This window comes from Kocuria sp. HMSC066H03 (genome assembly GCF_001812045.1).
GTDB lineage: Bacteria > Actinomycetota > Actinomycetes > Actinomycetales > Micrococcaceae > Kocuria > Kocuria rhizophila.
The window spans coordinates 60014-77950 of record NZ_KV807509.1 but is presented as its reverse complement, the minus strand read 5'-3'; the positions used below and the strand labels follow the sequence as shown (position 1 = coordinate 77950).

The following is a 17937-nucleotide window of genomic DNA, read 5'->3' as shown; positions in this document are numbered from 1 at the left end:
CGGGTTCGAGCGGTTGTGGCTCGTGAAGAAGTCGGTCCGGCCCCGGAACTCCGTGCTCGCGGAGGTCTCAGCCGGTCGAGTGTCCGTTCGTCAGGAAGGATCGTTGCGTGAGTGATCGCAGCCTACGAGGCATGCGCCTGGGTTCCCAGTCCATGGAGACCGAAGCCGGTGTGGAGCCCGCCCCGCGCCAGCGCGTGGAGTACCGCACGGCGGACGGCGAGTCCGTCTCCGTGATGTTCGCCGCGGAGGCCGAGATCCCGCCGGTGTGGACCACCAAGACCGGCCAGGAGGCCATCCTGGTCAACGGTGAGAAGCCGGAGAACCCCAATGAGAAGCACCAGCGCTCGCACTGGGACATGCTGCTCGAGCGCCGCAGCGTGGAGGAGCTGGAGGAGACGCTCCAGCAGCGCCTGGAGTTCTACAAGGAGCAGCACGCGCTCTGATCCGACCCCGTGCACGACTGTGGCCCCCGTCCTCCGACGGGGGCCACAGTCATCCGCGCCGCCCCTCCGTGCAGACCGGATTGGCAGCAGACCGGCTCGGCACGGGAGCCGGAGCGCGGGGCAGACCCGCACGGCCGCGCCCACGCCCGTTCCGGGACGCCGAGAGGCCGGGCAGGGACGAGGTCCGTGCTCCGGTCAGGGGACCGGCGCGCGGACCGGGAGCCGTCAGCCGCGGCGGCCGAGCTTGCGGGCGAGCGTCTGCGCGCGGGCGGTGAGCCCCCACTTGGCCACGCTCGTGGCCGCCTCGATGGTGACGTCGTTGCTCATCTTGGACACGCCCTCCTCACGCTCCACGAACGTGATGGGGACCTCCACGATCCTGAAGCCCAGGCGCTCGGCACGCCAGCCGAGGTCGATCTGGAAGCAGTAGCCGCGCGAGCGCACGGAGTCCAGGTCCAGCGCGCGCAGGGTGGTGTCCCGGTAGGCGCGGAAGCCTCCCGTGATGTCGTGGATGCCGGTTCCCAGCAGGATCCGCGAGTACAGGTTTCCGCCGCGGGAGATCAGCTGGCGCTGCAGCGGCCAGTTCTCGGTGCGTCCTCCGGGGACGTAGCGGGAGCCGATGGCCATGTCCGCGCCACGCTCGACCGCGTCCAGCAGCAGCGGGAGCTGCTCGGGCTGGTGCGAGCAGTCCGCGTCCATCTCCACGAGGACGTCGTAGCCGTGCTCCAGTCCCCAGGCGAAGCCGGCGAGGTACGCCGGGCCCAGGCCCTCCTTGCGGGCACGGTGCAGCACGTGGATGTTCGCATCCCGTGCTGCGAGGGAGTCTGCGAGGTCCCCGGTGCCGTCGGGGCTGTTGTCGTCCGCGATCAGGACGTGGGCGTCCGGCACCGCCGCTCGCAGCCGCGTGATGACCGTGGGCAACGACTCACGTTCGTTGTACGTGGGAATGATGGTGAGAACTCGCACCGGGCGTCCTTTCATGCCGCAGGTAGCCGGGCACCGGGCCCGGACAGACCACTGGGCAGGCCCATCCGCCTTCGGACCAGAGAGGACACGAGGTCGATCTCTGTTTTCTAAGGACGGATGGACCCACCCGGCAGTAAGAACTCAGTCTAACCTCAGGGGAGGTCAGGGCCAACACGGCGCCCCCGTGCTCAGGGGCGCGGCTCGTCCCCGCTCACCAGGGTCCCGGCGACCACCGTGGCCTCGCAGCGGGGCAGCCGGGCATCGTCGAGCGCGGGAAGCACGGGCGTCCGTGCGCGCGGGTCCGTGCTCCACGAGGATCCCGTCCCCTCGGCCTGCTGCACCATCACGGACTCCGCGTCCCAGACCGCAAGGGTCGCCTCGGATCCCGGCGCGAGCTGCCCCGCCAGCGGGACCGCCCCGGGCTGGACGCGCCACGCGCCACGTGTCAAGGCCAGGAAGGCGGCCCGCGCCGAGGTCCGCAGCCGCTCGTGAGGTGCCTCCAGGGCGGACTTCACGGCGGACCAGGGGTTCGCCGCGTCCGTCATCAGCGTCACGGGCACCCCCGCTCGAGAAAGTTCGCGCAGAGGCGCGACCCCGGCGTGGCAGGACGCCGCGAGGCCAAGGGTCGCGAGCCGTTCGCACTGGGCGTCGTCAAGGGCTCCCACCCCCACGAGGCGGTGCCCGCGTGCCCGGAAGGCCCGCTGTCCCGTGCTGTCCTGCGCCTCGGCGGCCGCGTCCAGCAGCGCGTCCACGCGTGCCCCGGCCGACGACGCCGCCCCGCCCGCCGCCGTCTGCGCGGGGAACTCCACCGGCTCGGAGGCGTGCGGGAGGAGGAGGACCGCCTGCAGCCCGGCACACGTGCAGGCCAGGAGGTGTTCGCGAGCTGCCGTGCGCAGCGAGTCCGTGTCGTCGAAGGCCGCGGCGTCGAAGCCGAGCGAGGCCGAGGGCAGCGTGGAGGGATCGAGGGCTTCCTGGGACGAGGCGGTCCTGATGAGGATGGGCAGGGGCCGGACCCCGTCGGCCGCGACGCGTGCCGACGCCTGGTCCAGTGCGCGGTGATCGCAGCTCACGAGCTCCACGGCTCCGTAGCCCTGGCAGGCCCGGGGCAGCGCGTGCGGGTCCAGGATGCCCTCGGCAGCTGGACAGGCCGGGCCCCCCTCGGAAGCAGGGTGGGCCGGTTCGCCCGCGCCGGGAGCACCATCGGCTCCGTCCCGACCGGCGGTGCCCTGCGCGGCAGCACCTCCGGTCTCCGCGCTCCGGTCGTCCACGCCGGACGTGGCGCGCTCCATCGGCGGGACGCGGTGGTGCCCCACGAACGCCGGGGTGACCACGGCCGCCCGCAGGTCCCCCGGGGTCACGTCCGGGCCCGCCATGGCCCGGGCGGCGTCGTCGGAACCGACCCACGCCACGGTGGGACCGGAGATGAGGATGGCCGTGGCGAACGGGTCCGCCGGCGAGTACACCGAGCCGTTGGTCCAGACACGGGTGCGGGATGGGGGTGCGGTCACGTGATTCCCTTCGGTCCGGCGCGGAGGGTGACCCGGCGCCGGTTGCTGGTTACTGTTCAAAGACGCTGTACTCGACCACGCCGCGGCGCACGGACTCGATGGCCTCGTGGGCTGTGTCCCGCAGCGCGGGGTCCAGCCCGTGCACGCCGCGCAGCTGGTCCAGGACGTCGATGGTCTGCTTGGCCCAGCGGACGAAGTCGCCGGCCGCGAGGTCCGTGCCCGTGAGGGTCCGCGTGAGGGTCGCCCCGCGCGCCCAGCGGTGCATGGCCTCCGCGAGTCCCAGCTCGGGGGCCGCGGTGACGGGCAGCCGGTGCTCGGCCTCCTGGGCGCAGAGCACGGACCAGTTGTGCAGCAGGGTCTGGACGGCGGCGTCCATGTGGGCGGTGGGCAGCTGGGGGCGCGCCCCCTGGTCCTCCCGCCGGGGCTGGTACACCAGGGCCGTCATGACCCCGGCGAGTCCGGGGGCGTCCAGCCCGTCCAGGAAGCCGTCCCGCAGGGAGAGCGCGAGCAGCAGGTCACGCTCGCCGTACAGGCGCCGCAGCTGCTCTCCCGCGGCGGTGGGCTGCAGCTGCCCGGACTCGTCCTCCCGGAGGTAGGCGAAGTGCGAGAGCACCGCGCACACGCGGTCGAACGTCGCCGCGATGCTGCCCGTGCGCCCGGCGATCTGCCGGCGCAGGCCCTCGGTCTCCTTCTCCAACTTCCATGCGCGCTCGGCCCAGCGGGCGTGGTTCTCCCGGTCCGAGCAGCCGTGGCACGGGTGCGCCCGCAGCCGGCGCCGCAGGTCCTCGATGCGGTGGTCCCGTGCGGAGGTGCCGCGGTCGAAGCGGATGGAGTGGCCCCCGGACCCGGCCCGGGCGGGGCGGTGCTCCCGCAGCGCGGCCCGCACCGTGGAGGCCAGGTCCTTGCGCTCCTGGGGCGACTTGCCCGAGAAGTTCTTGGGGATCCGGATCCGGGACTCCGGCTGCAGGGAGCCGTCGAGGTCGTTGACGCCCACGCGACGCAGCTTGCCGTCCACCGTGAGGATGTGCGGCCGGGGGTCGAACGGGTGGGCGTCCGCCCGCAGCACCACGGCCCAGCCCGCGTTGCGGCCCTGGGGGATGTCGATCACGTCACCCGGCAGCAGGTCCTGCAGGGCCACGGCGGCGTCGTTTCGCTCCCGTGCGGTGCGGGACCTGCTCGCGGACTTCTCCTCGGCGGCGAGCTCGCGGCGCAGCGCGGCGTACTTCCCGAAGTCCCCCAGGTGGCAGTCCATGGCCTCGCGGTAGGCCGTCAGGGTCTTCTCCTGGGAGCGCACGCGTCTGGCAATGCCCACCACGGAGCGGTCGGCCTGGAACTGGGCGAACGAGGTCTCCAGGATCGAGCGCGAGCGCTTGGCGCCGTAGCGCGCGATCAGGTTGGTGGACATGTTGTACGTGGGACGGAAGCTCGAGTTCAGGGGGTAGGTCCGGGTGGAGGCGAGCCCCGCGACGGACTGGGGGTTCATGCCGTCGCGCCACAGCACCACGGCGTGGCCCTCGACGTCGATGCCCCGCCGGCCGGCGCGACCCGTGAGCTGGGTGTACTCCCCCGGGGTGATGTCCACACGGGCCTCGCCGTTGAACTTGTCCAGCCGCTCGAGCACCACGGAGCGGGCGGGCATGTTGATCCCCAGCGCCAGGGTCTCGGTGGCGAAGACGGCCTTGATCAGCCCCTCCGAGAACAGCTGCTCCACCACTTCCTTGAACACCGGCAGCATGCCGGCGTGGTGGGCGGAGACACCGCGGATCAGCCCGTGGTACCAGTCCTCGTAGTTCAGCGCCGCGAGGTCCGCGGTGGACATGTGCGCGGTGGCCTCCGCCGCGTAGGCCTTGATGGTGCGCTGCTCCTGGGGCGTGGTGAGCCACAGGTCCGCGGCCACGCACTGGCCCACGGCGGCGTCGCACCCGGCACGGGAGAAGATGAAGGTGATGGCGGGCAGCAGCGCTTCCGCGTCCAGTCTGCGCAGCAGGTGCGGGCGCGAGATCCGGTCCTGACGGCCGGTGCGCGGCTCCTGCCGGTGCCCGCCGCCGCGGCGGCGGTTGCGGTGGCCCGGGCCCCGGCCGCCGGAACGCCCGCCACGGGGATGCTGGGTGCGGAAGAGCCGCAGCAGCTCGGGGTTCACCGCGGGCTCGTCCCGGTGCTTGTCCGAGTGGCGCTGGGCTGCCTCCTCCACTGTGGTGTCGTCGACGAACAGGTCCATCAGCTGCGGGCCCACCTGCACGTGCTGCCACAGCGGCACCGGACGGTGCTCGGAGACCACCACGTCCGTGCTGCCGCGGACGTCGTCCAGCCACGCGCCGAACTCTTCCGCGTTGGAGACGGTGGCGGACAGCGACACCAGCTGCACGTGCTCCGGGAGGTGGATGATGACCTCTTCCCACACGGCGCCGCGGAAGCGGTCCGCGAGGTAGTGGACCTCGTCCATGACCACGAAGCCCAGGTTGCTGAGCGTGGCCGAGCCGCCGTAGAGCATGTTGCGCAGCACCTCGGTGGTCATGACCACCACGTCCGCCTCGGAGTTCACGGACGTGTCCCCCGTGAGCAGGCCCACGCGCGCGGAGCCCCAGCGGCGGGAGAACTCGTGGAACTTCTGGTTGCTCAGCGCCTTGATGGGCGTGGTGTAGAACGCCTTCTTCCCCTGCTGCAGGGCCAGGTGGATGGCGAACTCCCCCACCACGGTCTTGCCCGCACCCGTGGGCGCGGCCACGAGCACGCCCCGCCCCTCTTCGAGGGCCCTGCACCCCTGGAGCTGGAACGGGTCCAGCTCGAAGTCCAGGGTGTGCTCGAAGGCCGAGAGTTCGGTGCTGGCGTGGGCCGCGCGAGCCTTGGCGGCCGTGTACCGGTCGGCGGGGGAAGACATGGCCCCAGCCTACGCGGTGGACCAGACACCCTCGACGCCGCGACGGGTCCCGTGGGAGCGCTCAGCCCTCCACGGCGGTGCTGCCCAGGGAGCGCAGCTCCTCCGCCGAGGTTCCGCGGTCGGCACTCGCCCCCGTGGCCTCGGCCTGCCGCGCCTGGCGCCTGGCCTTGCGCCGGTCCAGGTAGAGGCACAGCCCGGCGGCCACGAAGAACAGCGCGAGCAGCGGCACGGCCAGGTACACCATGGTGATGGGGTCCGGACCCGGTGCCGCCATGGCCGCGATCACGAGCACGATCACCACCACGATCCGCCAGGACCTGATCACGGAGCGCCCGGAGAGCAGGCCCATCATGTTGAGCCCCACCAGCAGGACCGGGATCACGCACGAGATGCCGAACGTGAGGATGAGCTGGAGGAAGAACCGCAGGTAGGTTCCGGCCTCCACGAAGTTGGCGCCGCCCTCGGGGGTGAACGCCGTGAGGGCGTAGACCGCGGTGGGCAGGGTGATGATGGCGATCGCGCAGCCACCCAGAAACAGGGGGATGGCCGCGGCCAGGAAACCCAGGGCGTAGCGGCGCTCCTTCTTGTGCAGCGCCGGGGTGATGAACGCCCACAGCTGGTAGAGCCACACGGGTGAGGCGATGATGAGCCCCAGCACGATGGAGACCTCGACCATGGTGTTGAAGGAGCCGCCCACCGAGGAGTAGTTGATGGTGGCGGTGCGTCCGGACTCGGCGAGGCGCTGCAGCGGTTCCGTGATGTACCGCATGAACGGCTCGTACACCATGAATCCGAGCACGGCCCCCACCACGGTGGCCGCCGCGGACTTGAACAGCCGGTTGCGGAACTCCCTCAGGTGCTCCTTGAGGGCCATCTGGGCCTGGGGGTTGTGCCGCCGGGACGTGACCTTGCGGCGGTCACGGCGTGATGGACGCGCGGCCCGTGCCGGGGTCTCGGAGTCCGTGCTGGACATGGGTCCCTGCCTTCTCTGCCGGGCCGTCCACCCGGGCTGCCGGAGCGTTCTGGTCATGCACACGGGGCCGAGCCGTGCGGCTCGGCCCCGTGACCTGCGAGGCTGCGCCTCAGGCGGTGGGCCGCTGGTTCTGGTCCACCACGGGTGCCTGCTGGGTGGCCTGAGGCTGGACCGGTGCGGCCGGCTGGGCGGGAGCCTGCGGCTGCGCGGGCGCCGCCTGCTGGGCCGGGGCGCCAGCCACGGGCTGGCCGTCCGCGGCGGGCTGGCCGTTGACGGTCACGTTCGGGTCGTCGTCCTTCTTCATCTCCTTGACCTCGGACTTGAAGATGCGCATGGACTGGCCCAGGCTGCGGGCCATCCCGGGGAGCTTGGGCGCACCGAAGAGGAGCAGGACGACCACGAGGATCAGGATGATGGTGATGGGGCTGTCAGCCAGACGACCGAACATGGCGGAGTCCTTTCTGTTCGGCTCGCAGGACGTCCCGGTAGCGCTGTGGCAGTCCCTGGGCGTCCTTGCGCTGCATCCGGCGGATGAGGCGAGCCGTCTGTCGTTGGTCCCGGCCGCTGCGGTACGCGGCGCGGGTGTCGTTCACCGGGGTGAACATGGCGGGTGGTGCGGGTGCGCGCAACGGCGCGGGCTGCCCCTGGGAGGCGGAGTTCCAGCGCTCCGAGAACTCGGTGGCGCTGCGCTCGAGCTCGTCCAGGGCGGGCACCACGTGCCGCGTGAGCAGCCGGTAGAGCAGTCCTGCGACGAATGCGGCGCTGGCCAGGACCACCACGGTCCACAGCACGATCCACATCCACCAGAGCATGCTCATCAGTATAGGCACCAGGGCGTCAGCTCGGCTGCGTGGTGCCGCCCGGACCACTGCTGTTCAGCCACTGTTCAACAGCGGCCACGGCCTCGGGCGGGGACACCACGCCCACGTGTCCGGCGTGGCGGGTGACCAGCGACGACAGGGCATCGAACGTGGGGAAGTCCACCTCAGCCGCCACATACTCCGGCAGCGGACGCGGTCCCCGGGGTGCCCTCGGCCGTGCCGCGCCCCCCGCCTGGGAACTCGCCGTGGATGCCGTGGCGGCACGTGCGGCCGCCTCCCCGGATGCTCCGGCGGCCGCGGGCCCGTGGGTCGGGGCGAGCTCCGGCACGGAGACCTCCACGTAGCGCTTGGCGTGGTAGTGCTCCACGATCCACCGGCCCCGGCGGTCGGTGACCACCACGGCTTGCACCGGGCGGCGCTTGGCGGGCTGGATGCTCGAGCGCACCTCGGACTCCATGCGGGGGTGGGCCTCGGCCTCCCCCGCGTCCTCGCAGCCCACGATCCGGTCCGCCCGGAAGGTGCGCGGCCCGTTGGCCTGCAGGCACCACCCGCGCAGGTACTGGTGACCGTCCGAGAAGATCATCCGCACCGGGTCCACGAGCCGCTCCGTGACCTCGTCGCGCGAGGCCACGAGGTAGCGCAGCCGCACCCGGCGGCCCTCGGCGATCGCACGGCGCAGCTCGGCGACGAGCGCGCTGTCCCGCGGCTCCGCGGCGGCGTCGCCCTCCGGTGCCGCGAGCGCGTCCGCGAGCGGGAGGGCGTCCGCGGCCGTGGCGACCTTCTGCATGGCGGAGCGGACCACGCGGCTGTCGCCGCCGGGCACCGCCTGCAGGGTCTGCAGGCCCATGAGCAGGGCGCTCGCCTCGGGGACCGTGAGCCGCACCGGCTCGGAGAGCTCCTGTGCGTTGCCCAGGTAGATGTGGCCGTCGTCCCACGAGGCGTCGATGAGCTGGTCCGGGAGGTGCCCGGGGCGCCCGCACACGAACAGGGTCTGCAGGTCGTTGACCAGCTCGGCGTCCGTGATGCCGAAGTGCCGGGCCGTCTCCTCGAGCTCGGCGCCCTGGTGGGCGTAGACGTGGCGCACGATGTGCAGCAGCCGCGCGAGGTGGTGCTCGGTGCTGGCCTTGGCCGCGCCCTGGCGGCGCTGCTTGCCCCAGTGCACGGACACGCCGCCCATGCGGGCCTGGAACGCGCGGGCGTCCTCGAGCCTGCGGGCCACGGCCTCTGCCACCACGGCCTGGGTCTCCTCGTCCACGGTGCACGCGGCGTCCTCGGGCGCGGAGGAAGTGCGCGGGACCCACGCGTCCGGGCCGGCGGCGCACACGTGCTCGGCGGCGGACTCGGTGTCGTGGACGGCCAGCTCCACGGCGTCGAAGCCCTCGGGTGCGCGCCAGCACGACGCCGCCGCGGGCGTCGCGATCCGGCGCAGCAGCTGCCCCGCGCCCTGCCTCACGAACACGACCACGCGCAGCTGCGGCGGCTGGCTGACCATCCGGGCCAGCTGCCCACCCATCGAGAAGTCGCGGGGCGGCTCGAACCCCTCGCGGGTCACCGCGACCTCGGAGATGATCCGTGAGAGACGGAACGTGCGCTGGGCACCCCGGTCCGTGTCCCAGCCCGCGAGGTACCACGCGCCGTAGCGCGAGCCCACGCCCCACGGCTGCACGGTGCGCCGCGAGTAGGCCCCCGTGCGGTCCACGTAGTCGAAGCGCACGGTCCGGTGCGCGAGCACTGCCGAGAGCAGTGGCTCGAACGCGGGGTCCGCGACCGCCACGGTGGGCTGGACGTCCCGCCCGGGCGTGACCTCCGCACTGAGCGCGGGTTCGAGCTTGTCCAGGGCACGCCGCGCGAGCCGGTCCTGGGCGGCGTCGTTCCAGGCGTCCGCGGCGACGGCGAGCACCGCCGACTCCTCCGCGCTGAAGCGCACCTCGGGGAGGTTGTAGGAGCCGCGGGGCACGCGGTAGCGCGGGGTCAGCTGGGCGTCGGAGGCCCAGGGGTCGTCGTCGGGGATCTCCTCGACCGGGTACCCCAGGGACCGCAGGTGGGCCTTGTCGCGCTCGAACATGCGCTCGAACGCGTCCTGGTTGCCCGCACGGTCGTAGCCGGGCACGATGGCGCGCAGCTGCTCGCGCGTGTAGCCGGACTCACGGTCCAGCAGCGCGATCAGCAGGTTCAGCAGACGCTCGGCGGACGCCGTGGTCGAACGGCGTGCCGCCTCGCCGGTGTGGCGCGGCATTCAGCGGACGTCGAGCAGGTCCACCACGAAGATCAGGGCCTCGTCGGGGCCGATCTGCGCCCCCGCGCCGCGCTTGCCGTACGCCATCTCGGAGGGGATCTCCAGACGACGCCGCCCGCCCACCTTCATGCCCAGCAGACCCTGGTCCCAGCCCTGGATGACCTGGCCGATGCCCACCGTGAAGTCCAGGGGCTCGCCGCGGTTCCAGGAGGCGTCGAACTCCTCGCCGCCCGAGTAGGTGACACCCACGTAGTGGCAGGACACGGTGACGCCGGGGGTGGCCTCCTTGCCCGCGCCCTGGATCTCGTCCACGATCCGCAGCTCGGTGGGCACGGGGTCCTGGGGGAAGTCGACCTCGGGCTTGGAACGATCAAGCTTGCGCTGTCCGAATGACACGGGCTCTACCTTTCGTCGAGGACCCCGGCGGTGCGGGGCGTTGCCGAGGGCCTAGTGTAGCGGCCCTCACCTGCCGGAGGAGGACGCCCCCGCGCTGGGTTCCGAGCTCGCGGACGGGGCCGCGCTCGGCGACTGCTTCGCGGGATCCGGGGTGTCCGTGCGTCCGAGGATGTCCACCACGAACACGAGGGAGCCGGCGGGGTACTGCGCGTCCTTCCCGAGCTCCTTCTCCGTGCCGTAGGCCTTGGACGTGGGGATCACGATCTCCACGCGGGAGCCCACCTTCTGGCCGGCGAGACCCTCCTTCCAGCCCACGATCACGTTGTCCAGGGGGAAGGACACGGGGGTGCCCTTCTCGTAGGAGGAGTCGAAGGGCTTGCCGTCCTCCCAGCGCACCCCCACGTAGTTGGCCACCACGGTGTCGGAGGCGGAGACGGTCTCGCCGTCGCCCTCGATCAGCACGTCCGTGGCGAGCTTCGTGGGCTCGGGGCCGGAGGGCTTCTGGATGGTGGGGGTGCCCTTGTCGTCCTGCGTGACCTTGGGCATGCCCTTGGCCGGAGTCTTCATCTCCTCGTTGAGGGGCGGCAGCAGCTTCTTGGTCACCTCGTACACCTCGACCGAGGTGGAGTCGTCGCCGTCCTCCGCCTTGCCGCTCGTGTCCGGTGAGCTGTAGGCGATGACCTCGCCCTCCTGCGCGTTGGACAGCGCGTCGTACATCTGCGGCAGGGACTCCTTGAGCTGGTCGTTGACCGTGAGCACCTGACCGGCGCCCTTGCTGTAGGTGTCCCCCAGGGAGGAGCCGTCCGAGCCCTTGTAGAGCGCGGCCTGGAGCATGATGTTGTCCCCGGCGTCGATCTCGGACCCGCCGCCCTCCTTGAGGACCTTGGTCTGCGTCTCCTCGACCTTGATGGGGGTCTCGAAGGTCACGGCGGGGGCCTTGCCCGGAGCGGGGTCCTCGGTCATCTCCACGGAGTCCCAGCCGGAGGAGCCGCAACCGGTGAGCAGCAGTGACATGGCGACGGCGGTGGCGCCGGCGGGGATGATCTTTCGCAAGACGGGGTGACCTTTCGTCAACGGGGTGTGGCTGCGGTCCAATGTAGAGGACTCGTGTGGTGCGTGGCTGGGAACGCGCACGGAACCAGGCCGCGCGCGTGGCGCGGGGTGCTCAGACGGCCCCGGTCCCGAGGTCCCGGATCATCTCCTCGACGTCCGGCTGCGTGGTGGCGAACGGGTCCTTGCACGTGCTGGTGCGCTGCGAGTTCGGGCCGTTGAGCTTGAGGTGCACCCAGTCCACCGTGTGGTTCACGTCGGCGGCGTGGGCCGCGGCCACGAAGCGCCCACGGAGCCGGGCCCGGGTCTCCGGTGCCTGTTCCACGGCGCGCGAAACGTCCTGGGGGGTCACGAAGGACTCCACCGCACCCCGGCGCTCGAGCATGTGGAACAGCCCGTGCGTGGCGGAGGTGTCGTGGTAGGCCAGGTCCAGCTGCGCGATGCGCGGGTGGGACAGGTCCATGCCGTGGGAAGCCGCGTAGGAGTCCAGCAGCTTCTTCTTCACGGCCCAGTCCAGCTCCCGGTCCACGAGGCCGGGGTTCTGCTCGGACACGGCTCGCAGCCCGCGCTCCCAGAGCTCCAGCACCCAGCCCAGACGGTCGTGGTGCGCCCCGTGCCGCTCCGTGAAGCGGGAGACGGCCTCCAGGTACTCGTGCTGCAGCTCGAGTGCCGAACGGGTCGAGCCGTCCGCGAGCTCCAGCCGGGCGGTGCCCGTGAGGTCGTGCGAGACCTGGCGCAGCGCCGATGCCGGATCCGCGAGCGTGCGGTCCGGGAGGATCTGCCCCGCCTCGATCATGCGCAGCAACGCGTCCGTGGCCCCGATCTTCAGCGCCGTGGTGGTCTGGGACATGTTCGAGTCGCCCGTGATCACGTGCAGCCGGCGGTAGTGCTGGGCGTCCGCATGGGGCTCGTCCCGGGTGTTGATCATGGGCCGCGAGCGCGTGGTGGCGGAGGACGACCCCTCCCAGATGTGGTCCGCGCGCTGTGAGAACGAGTAGCTCGCGGAACCGTCCCCCGGAGCGAAGGCACCGAAGGCCGGCGGGCCGGACGGGTGCACCTTCCCGGCGCCCACCAGGATCTGGCGGGTCACCAGGAACGGCAGCAGGTGCTGCACCAGCCGGGAGAACTCGGTGCTGCGCCCGATCATGTAGTTCTCGTGGGAGCCGAAGGCGTTGCCCGCGGAGTCCACGTTGTTCTTGAACAGGTGCACGGTACCGGCCACGCCCTCGGCGTCGAGCGACTCCTGAAGCTGGGCGCGCAGCTCGTCCACGATGCGCTCCCCCGCGGCGTCCTGGGCCACGACGTCGTGCAGCGTGGCGGCCTCGGCGGTCGCGTACTCGGGGTGGGAGCCCACGTCCAGGTAGAGCCGCCCGCCGTTGGGCAGGAACACGTTGGAGGCCCTCCCCCACGCGAGTACGGGCGCGAACAGGCGCCGGGCGGCGTCGTCGGCGCTCAGTGCTGGGCCCTCGGGGGCGCTGTGGGTCAGGCCGAACTCGGTCTCGATGCCGTAGATCCTGCGGTCCACGGCGTCACTGACCGCCCTTCTGCACGAAGCCCTTGACGAAGGCCTCCGCGTTGGTCTCCAGCACACCGTCGATCTCGGCGAGCAGGTCGTCCGTGCCCTGGGTGTCCCGCTGCGCCTGCGCGGCGCCGGAGACGGGCGGGTCCACCGGACCCGGGGTCTCGGGCTCCTCCTCGCGGCGCGAGCCGGTGCCGAAGATGCGTTCCTGTGCCATGTGTCCTCCTGGGTTGCTGGTGGTCGTGGGTGGGGCGGGGTTCGTGCGGCCGTCCCGGGCCCGGGGTTCCCGAGCTCCGTGCCGCCGCGCCCCGCGGGGAGCCGCGGTTCCTGCCGCGTGGCGTCCCCCGGTGCGGCGGGCCTGCCGTGTGACGGGCGGCCCGCAGGCTACCCGCCGGGCGGGCCGATATCGCTGCCCGTGACGAGCGCGGGCCGGTGGCGTGCCACCGTGCGCACCCACTGCTCGGCGTCTGGAGCGTCGAACCACGGCGCGCTCACGTCACGGGTGAGGTCCCGGGGTTCGGGCATCGCGATCCGCGCACCGCGCCGGATGCCGGGGAAGGTGACGTTGACGGTGTCCCAGCCCACGCCCGCCACGGCCTCCGGGTAGCGCTCCACCGCGGTGCCGCGGAAGTACGCGCGGGTGTCCGCGGGTGGGGTGTCCGCAGCCGCTTCGATCCGCTCGGCGGACACGAGGGTGCGCATCCTCCCGGAGGCCACCAGCCGGTGGTGGAGCCCCTTGTCCGGGCGCACGTCCGCGTACTGGAGGTCGATGGCCACGAGGCGCGGATCGTCCCACGCCAGCCCGTCCCGCGTGCGGTACGCGTTGAGCAGGGCGTACTTGGCGGCCCAGTCCAGCCGGTCGGCCAGGCGGGCCGGGTCCGCGGCAAGGTCGGTGAGCACCTCGTCCCACAGGGCGAGCACCTGCGCGGTGTCCTCGTCCAGACCCTCGGGGGCGAGCTCGCGCTCCAGCTCCGCGCAGGCGTCCAGGTACGCGCGCTGCAGCGCCACCCCCGTGAGCTGACGGCCGTCCCGCAGGGCCACGGTGGCGCCCAGGGTGGGGTCGTGGCTGATGGCCTGCAGCGCGGCCACGGGGTCCACGAGCTCGAGGTCCGGGACGCGGTCGTGCTCCACCAGGTTCAGCACCAGGGACGTGGTCCCGAACTTCAGCAGCGTGGCCGTGTGGGAGAGGTTGGCGTCCCCGACGATCACGTGCAGCCGGCGGTAGCGGGAGTCGTCCGCGTGGGGCTCGTCCCGGGTGTTGACCATGGGGCGGTGGATCGTGGTCTCCAGGCCCACCGTGCGCTCGAAGAAGTCCGCGCGCTGGCTCAGCTGGAAGCCCGGGCGGGAGCCGTCCACGCCGAGGCCCACGCACCCGGCGCCGCAGACCACCTGGCGGGACGCGAAGAACGGCAGCAGCGCCGCCGTGATGCGCTCGAAGGGCACGGCGCGGTCCACCGTGTAGTTCTCGTGCGCGCCGTAGGACACGGACTTGTTGTCGGTGTTGTTCTTGTAGAGGTTCACGGGCGCTGACCCCGAGCCCGCAGCCTGCTCCGCGAGCGCCTGCACGGCGCGGTGCGCCACCACGTCCCCAGCGGCGTCCCACGTGAGCGCGTCCAGCGGGCTGGTGACCTCCGGAGACGAGTACTCGGGGTGGGAGTGGTCCACGTAGACCCGCGCGCCGTTGGGGATCACGGTGTTCATGACCACCCGGCGCCAGTCCATGTCCTCGGTGTAGAGCGCGGACTCGCTGATGGCCTCCGCCGCGATCTGCTCCGCGGTCAGCTCGGGTGCCTCGTCCGTGAGCTGCGAGGGGTGGGCGTCCTCGCGGGCCACCGTGAAGCCCCGGGCGTCCGCGAGCGGGGTCTCGGAGCCGTAGTCCCACCCCGTTCTCACGACGCCGCCCGGCCCGGCCCCGTGCGTTGCCGCACCGGCGCGCGCTGTCTCCGAGCGGCGTCGTGCGACCCACGAGGCGTAGCCGGTGACCACGCGCGTGGAGAGCACCGTGGCGTTCGCGTCCGGCTGGCCCTGCGCGAGCACCCCGAACTCGGTCTCGCTGCCCATGATCCGCCGGACCGTCATGCCTGCTCCCCCGTCGCGTCCGCACGGTGGGTGACCATCCGCACGCTCTCGATCGAGTCCGCGCGGCGCCCGGTGAGCCGGGCCCGGTCCTCGGGGTCCTCGGTGTTGGGCAGATCCTGCTGCTCGTGGAACTCCTCGTCCACGGCCGCCACCAGGTGCTGTGCGGTGATCCCCCGCCGACCGGTGGTCAGCAGCGTCTTGACGGCCTGCTTCTTGGCGCGGTCCACCACATTGCGGATCACCGCTCCGGAGGCGTAGTCGGCGAAGTAGAGGGTCTCGTGGGTGCCGTCCCGGTAGGCGATGCTCAGGAACTCGGTGCCCGGCTCCCGCGCGTACATCCGCTCCACCGCGGCACTCACCAGCTCCTGGGCCGCCCGGGCGCGCGAACCGGCCCGGGCCACGTCCTCGTCCCGCAGCGGCAGGTCCTCGGTGAGGTAGAGGGAGAAGATCTCGCGCGCACCCTCACGGTCGGGGCGGTCGATGCGGATCTTCACGTCCAGGCGGCCGGGGCGCAGCACGGCGGGGTCGATCATGTCCTCGCGGTTGGTGGCACCCACCACCATGACGTTGTCCAGCTGCTCCACGCCGTCGATCTCGGTGAGCAGCTGCGGCACGATCGTGGTCTCCACGTCCGAGGACAGCCCCGAGCCGCGCACGCGGAACAGCGAGTCCATCTCGTCGAAGAACACCACCACGGGCACACCGCGGGCCGCCTGTTCACGGGCGTTGGCGAAGATCGAGCGGATCTGGCGCTCGGTCTCCCCCACGTACTTGTCCAGCAGCTCGGGGCCCTTGATGTTGAGGAAGTACCCCTCGGCCCGCGAGCGCCCGGCCTTCGCTGCGGAGCGCTCCGCAAGGGAGCGGGCGACGGCCTTGGCGATCAGGGTCTTGCCGTTGCCCGGGGGGCCGTAGAGCAGGATGCCCTTGGGTGGGCGCAGGCCGTGCTCACGGAAGATCTCGGGGTGCACGTAGGGCAGCTCCACGGCATCGCGGATCGCCTCGATCTGGGGACCGAGACCTCCAATGTCCGTGTAGCGGACCTCAGGAACCTCCTCGAGGACGAGCTGCTCGACATCCGTGCGGGCCACGGGTTCCAGGGCGAATCCGGTGCGGTGGTCCACGGTCACGGCGTCCCCGGGCTTCGGGCGCTCGCGCCGCAGCCGGCCGGACAGCAGCAGCACGCGCTCCTCGTCCGAGCGGCCCACGGTCAGCACGCGGTCGTGGTCCACGACCTCTTTGACGGTGGCCACCTCGCCGGTGCGCTCGTAGTCGAGCAGTGCCACCACCACGTAGTTCTCGTTGAGCAGCACCCCGAGACCGGGCTCGCACGCGCCGAACGAGACGAGCGGGCTCACGGCCACGCGCATCCGGCGCCCGGCGGCCAGCACGTCCACCGTGGGGCCCGTGACCACGGGTCCGTCCCCGGTGGCCTCTCCCACGGGCCGGCGGCCGTGGTTGACCTGCAGGACCACGGCGTACGTGGCGGGCGGCTCGGCCTCTGCGGCCAGGGTCTTCTTGAGGCTGACGATCTCCTGCCGGGAGGCGTTGAGCAGCCGAACGAGCTTCTGGTTCTGCGTGCTCAGCTCGGCGGCCTGCCTGTCCAGGTTCCGCTTCTGGTCCCGCAGCAGGTTGACCTGGCGCTGCACGGGGTCGGTGGCGGGTGGCCGCGGGGCGGCGGAACCGCTCTCGTGGCTGGGCTCAGTCATCACGGCCCCGTTCGCCGTCGGACTCCCGTCCGTCCGTCCGATCGTGCGCGCCCTGCGCGCCACGATCGTGCTCGACGTCGTGCGTCCCCTCGGCCGGGGTGACGGCAGGCTCCCCGCGGTCCACGGTGGGTGCGGCGCTCGGGGCGGTCCGGGCGTCGTCGTCCGCGGCGTCGATCTGCTGGTGCGCGCGGGCGGCGTGCTGCGCCAACGACGCCGCGTCCCGGCCCGCGCGGCGCAGCTTGCGGTCCGAGACGATCCGCTCACCCAGTGCCACCGGGGTCCAGGCCTGCAGGTCCTCCTCCGTGTACTCGCTCTTGGACGCGCGGCGCTTGGGGGCCAGGCGGGGCGAGCCGTCCGCGAGGCGGCGGGACTGGATGAGGAAGCCCGTGTGGGCCACCATGCGGTGGTCGGGGCGCACCGCGAGACCCTCGACGTGCCAGCCCCGCACCATGGTCTCGGACGCCTCCGGCTCGGTGAAGCGGCCGTCGGCCCGCATGGCCTCGGCCACGCGGGAGAGCTGCGGCACGGTGGCCACGTAGCAGATCACCACACCGCCCGGGGCGAGAGCCGTGGCCACGGCGTCCAGGCACTCCCAGGGGGCGAGCATGTCCAGGATCACGCGGTCCACGGAGCCGGGCTCCTCGGTGGCGCCGAGCTCCTCCGCGAGGTCACCGAGGCTCAGCTCCCACGCGGGGTGCGGGCCGCCGAACATGGTCTCGATGTTGCCGCGCGCGATCTCCGCGAACTCCTCACGGCGCTCGAACGAGTGCACGCGGCCCTCGTCCCCCACGGCGCGCAGCAGGGAGATGCTCAGCGCACCCGAACCCACCCCGGCCTCGACCACGCGGGCGCCCGGGAAGATGTCCGCCATGGTCACGATCTGACCCGAGTCCTTGGGGTAGATCACCGCCGCGCCGCGGGGCATGGAGAGCACGAAGTCCTTGAGCAGGGGGCGCAGCGCCTGGTACTGGATGCCGGCGGTGTTGCTCACCACGGTCCCCTCGGGCCGCCCGATCAGCTGGTCGTGCGTGAGCACCCCGCGGTGCGTGTGGTGCTCCCCGCCGTCCACCAGGGTGATGGTGGTCATCTTCCCGCTCTCGTCCGTGAGCTGGACGCGCTCCCCCGAGCGGAACGGCCCGCGCCGGTTGGCCGCGCCGCGCACGGGCGCTGCGGTGGAGGGGGTGGCGGTTTCGTGGGGTCGCTGCTCGGTCATCTGCTCGCTTTCGCGCGGGGTCGACAGGGATGCTGTCCGGTCTGTGGCGCGGTCCCCCGCGTGGGGGCCGCCTCTGCTGCCATTCTCCCACCGTAGCCCGACGCCGCACGCCACCTCCACGGCCCAGCCCCACCTCCGGGTGGGCACCA

General features: G+C 72.3%; 15 protein-coding genes. 1 reads left to right on the top strand and 14 read right to left on the bottom strand.

Going from position 1 to position 17937, the window contains the following annotated elements; translation table 11 throughout:
* Positions 1–107 precede the first annotated feature (107 nt).
* The gene (locus HMPREF2833_RS09240; protein WP_019310634.1) at positions 108–443 is read left to right on the top strand and encodes an RNA polymerase-binding protein RbpA; all 336 of its coding nucleotides are present in this window, start codon (positions 108–110) and stop codon (positions 441–443) included.
* Positions 444–668: 225 nt separating this feature from the next.
* On the opposite strand, the gene HMPREF2833_RS09235 is transcribed toward HMPREF2833_RS09240, so the two are convergent.
* The 14 genes from HMPREF2833_RS09235 to HMPREF2833_RS09170 all read right to left on the bottom strand — a co-directional run bounded on the left by HMPREF2833_RS09235 (position 669) and on the right by HMPREF2833_RS09170 (position 17788).
* Positions 669–1409 (bottom strand): polyprenol monophosphomannose synthase, encoded by a 741-nt coding sequence (locus HMPREF2833_RS09235; RefSeq protein WP_029603418.1) that lies wholly within the window; start codon positions 1407–1409, stop codon positions 669–671.
* A 188-nt stretch (positions 1410–1597) separates the two neighbouring features.
* Positions 1598–2917, bottom strand: a complete 1320-nt coding sequence (locus HMPREF2833_RS09230; RefSeq protein WP_070637716.1) for an amidohydrolase family protein — start codon at positions 2915–2917, stop codon at positions 1598–1600.
* 49 nt (positions 2918–2966) lie between these two features.
* A complete protein-coding gene (locus HMPREF2833_RS09225) occupies positions 2967–5795 on the bottom strand; it encodes a DEAD/DEAH box helicase (protein WP_070637715.1) in 2829 nt (942 codons plus the stop codon).
* Between the two features lie 61 nt (positions 5796–5856).
* Complete coding sequence (tatC, locus tag HMPREF2833_RS09220; RefSeq protein WP_083311001.1) at positions 5857–6768, bottom strand: twin-arginine translocase subunit TatC; 912 nt, start codon at positions 6766–6768, stop codon at positions 5857–5859.
* Between the two features lie 109 nt (positions 6769–6877).
* On the bottom strand, positions 6878–7216 hold the full coding sequence (gene tatA / locus HMPREF2833_RS09215) for a Sec-independent protein translocase subunit TatA (protein ID WP_070637712.1): 339 nt from the start codon (positions 7214–7216) through the stop codon (positions 6878–6880).
* The gene (locus HMPREF2833_RS09210; protein WP_047978915.1) at positions 7197–7580 is read right to left on the bottom strand and encodes a hypothetical protein; all 384 of its coding nucleotides are present in this window, start codon (positions 7578–7580) and stop codon (positions 7197–7199) included. Before HMPREF2833_RS09210 ends, tatA begins: the two co-directional genes overlap by 20 nt.
* 25 nt (positions 7581–7605) lie before the next feature.
* Positions 7606–9825 (bottom strand): WYL domain-containing transcriptional regulator, encoded by a 2220-nt coding sequence (locus tag HMPREF2833_RS09205; RefSeq protein WP_059281683.1) that lies wholly within the window; start codon positions 9823–9825, stop codon positions 7606–7608.
* Positions 9826–10221: an FKBP-type peptidyl-prolyl cis-trans isomerase gene (locus HMPREF2833_RS09200; RefSeq protein WP_059281684.1), complete on the bottom strand. Its 396-nt coding sequence runs from the start codon at positions 10219–10221 to the stop codon at positions 9826–9828.
* Positions 10222–10287: 66 nt separating this feature from the next.
* The gene (locus HMPREF2833_RS09195; protein ID WP_070637710.1) at positions 10288–11274 is read right to left on the bottom strand and encodes an FKBP-type peptidyl-prolyl cis-trans isomerase; all 987 of its coding nucleotides are present in this window, start codon (positions 11272–11274) and stop codon (positions 10288–10290) included.
* Between the two features lie 112 nt (positions 11275–11386).
* The gene (gene pafA, locus HMPREF2833_RS09190; RefSeq protein WP_059281686.1) at positions 11387–12796 is read right to left on the bottom strand and encodes a Pup--protein ligase; all 1410 of its coding nucleotides are present in this window, start codon (positions 12794–12796) and stop codon (positions 11387–11389) included.
* A gap of 4 nt (positions 12797–12800) precedes the next feature.
* On the bottom strand, positions 12801–13007 hold the full coding sequence (locus HMPREF2833_RS09185; RefSeq protein ID WP_029603423.1) for a ubiquitin-like protein Pup: 207 nt from the start codon (positions 13005–13007) through the stop codon (positions 12801–12803).
* 167 nt (positions 13008–13174) lie between these two features.
* Positions 13175–14869, bottom strand: a complete 1695-nt coding sequence (dop, locus tag HMPREF2833_RS09180; RefSeq protein WP_070637708.1) for a depupylase/deamidase Dop — start codon at positions 14867–14869, stop codon at positions 13175–13177.
* Positions 14866–16575 carry a proteasome ATPase gene (gene arc / locus HMPREF2833_RS09175; protein WP_059281700.1) on the bottom strand — a complete coding sequence of 570 codons (1710 nt, stop codon included), beginning with the start codon at positions 16573–16575 and terminating at the stop codon, positions 14866–14868. Before arc ends, dop begins: the two co-directional genes overlap by 4 nt.
* A complete protein-coding gene (locus HMPREF2833_RS09170; protein WP_047978906.1) occupies positions 16568–17788 on the bottom strand; it encodes a tRNA (adenine-N1)-methyltransferase in 1221 nt (406 codons plus the stop codon). Before HMPREF2833_RS09170 ends, arc begins: the two co-directional genes overlap by 8 nt.
* Positions 17789–17937: the final 149 nt, after the last annotated feature.